Below are 2,461 nucleotides of genomic sequence, written 5' to 3'. Positions count from 1 at the left end.
AAAGGTTTTTCTACAGTCTCAACGCCCGCATAAGGGGCAGCAAAGCTTAAGCGGCGATTGGTTAAACTTTGGGTGAAGCACCAAACTAATCGCCGCGTAGTTTTGATGTCCCAGCCCCCGCTTTTCAGGGGCGACTTGATGCGTTTGTTGAACTAAGCCGCTGCGCGGCAGAATATGAGCTTTAGCTTACCATTCTAGCTTGGGTTATCAATACTCTAAGGTAGGTATTTATTTTCAAATACCACCAACCCAAGGAGTATCACCATGACCCCATCTGAACAAGCTAGATTTAACCAACTCTACCAAGCACAGCACGGTGCATTACTGCGTCAAGGCATGCGACCTGCAACCATTGACGGTTATTGCCGTGCACTTAAACGCATTACCCAATACTTTGACCAACCGCCCGATAATTTAACCCTGCAAGATTTAAAAACCTATTTTGAAGCCTTAATTATCAGCCACTCTTGGAGTACAGTTAAAATTGACCGCAACGGCCTGCAATTCTTTTATAAACATGTATTAAACATACCCTGGCAATGGCTCGATATTGTTAAGCCACCACAACACCATACCTTACCTGACATTCTCACGCCCGATGAAGTCACCATGGTGATTAACCAAAGCAAACAATTGCGTTTTAAAGTCGGTTTTTTAGTGCTCTATAGTATGGGCTTGCGCATCAGTGAAGGGTTAACGCTTAGGGTATGTGATATTGATGCTAAGCGCATGCTGGTGCATATTCATAATGCTAAAGGCGGTAAAGATAGATTTGTCCCTATACCTCAACGAACCTTACATGCTTTACGTTATTTGTGGACACAACATCATCACCCCGTCTGGTTATTTCCAAACCCCGATGGCTCTGACCATTTAACCCGTTGTCCAATGCAAAAAGCCATGAAATCTGTACTTAAACAATGCGGCATTCGTAAAAACATTAGCCCACATTCTTTACGTCACAGTTATGCTACCCATTTATTAGCATTGGGTGTTGATTTACGCTCTCTACAAACTTTGCTGGGTCAGCATAGTTTGAATACCACGGTTCGTTATACTCGGCTCGTTGATTCTATTCGTGATAACACTCAGCTCGCAGTAAACCAACTGGTAGATAACCTTGATTTATATTGGGGGTTGTCATGAAACTCGCATCCTTGTTTTCCCAATATCGCAATGCCCTCGAACACGCGTATTCGTTAACCCCTATGATGCGCCACACAATCGATGCAATATGCCGCTGCCGAGTGCATTCTTCTTATCTAAGCCATTGGCAGTGTCAGCATTGCCATAATGAGCAATGTTTACCACTGTCTTGTGGTAATCGCCATTGCCCTGTATGCCTGCACCAAACCACTCAACATTGGCTGGATAATCAGTTATCACAATTATTGCCCGTTAGTTATTTTATGCTGACCTTTACGTTGCCTGCTCAGTTGCGCACGCTTGTTAAGGCGCATGATAAATCTGTGTACACCATGATGTTTGAGGTGCTGCATTCACTCTTGTTTGATTTTGCTAAACGCCATAAGCAATTAAATAACAGCATTGGTTTTACCGCTGTTTTGCATACCCATTCTCGGCAATTACAGTTTCATCCGCATTTACATGTGGTATTGCCTGCAGGGGCGTTCAACGCAAAAACTCAACAGTGGCAAAAAGCCAAAGGGAATTATCTATTTAATGTAAAAGCCTTAAGTAAAGTTTGGCGCGCTCGCATGCTTGAGCGTTTATGTCAGCAATTTCATGTGCCACCCACGCCTAAAAATTGGGTTGTGAACTGCCAAGCCGTCGGTCAAGGTGCGCCGGCACTTAAATACTTGTCTCGATATTTATATCGCGGGGTCATTCAGGAGTGCAATATTCTGGGTGTACACAACAACCTGCTGACCTTTCAATATCAGGATAGTCAAACCAAGCAGATGAAAACCCAAACTTTACCTGTATTGGCTTTTTTATGGCGTGTGTTACAACACGTTTTACCCAAAGGATTTCGGCGAACGCGTCAATATGGTTTATTAGCCAGTGCTAATCGTTTAAAGCTTAAGCGCATTCAATTACTGTTGAAGGTGATTATATTCCCGTTTAAAAAAACGAAAGCCGCCACCCGGCCTTGCCCTAAGTGCAAACACGCTATGCAGTTCATAGATATTTTACCCATGCCTGATAGTTAGCTCGGTGTGTTTTATACAAGGATAATGGCAAAAACTAATTCGTTGGAGGTGTGCTTTTTATGAAACAATCCGTTATTTAACAATAGCATCACTGCTAGGGTTAAACTCGACCTTAAAAAAACAGTTCAAATACTACAGCCTATCCGCCATATGCAATGGCGCTGATATTTACTATATAAAGAAGGGCTGTCAAACCTAACCAATACTCAACATCAAACGTCTGCGCTCCGGGCTTGTTCAACACTTGGATGATGTGTCGGCTTCGCGACACATATCCTTATTTGTTA

At 43.0% G+C, this 2,461-nt stretch carries 2 protein-coding genes; both read left to right on the top strand.

The window, feature by feature from the left end; all coding sequences use genetic code 11:
• The first annotated feature begins 264 nt into the window (after positions 1-264).
• The gene (locus tag DS2_RS19180; RefSeq protein WP_035016700.1) at positions 265-1,146 is read left to right on the top strand and encodes a tyrosine-type recombinase/integrase; all 882 of its coding nucleotides are present in this window, start codon (positions 265-267) and stop codon (positions 1,144-1,146) included.
• Positions 1,143-2,174 (top strand): IS91 family transposase, encoded by a 1,032-nt coding sequence (locus DS2_RS19175; protein ID WP_081754343.1) that lies wholly within the window; start codon positions 1,143-1,145, stop codon positions 2,172-2,174. The genes DS2_RS19180 and DS2_RS19175 overlap by 4 nt, the downstream gene beginning before the upstream one ends.
• Positions 2,175-2,461: the final 287 nt, after the last annotated feature.

Source organism: Catenovulum agarivorans DS-2 (assembly GCF_000568405.1).
Taxonomy (GTDB): domain Bacteria; phylum Pseudomonadota; class Gammaproteobacteria; order Enterobacterales; family Alteromonadaceae; genus Catenovulum; species Catenovulum agarivorans_A.
Note: the sequence above shows the minus strand (reverse complement) of the source record. Positions and strands in the feature narration are given on the sequence as shown.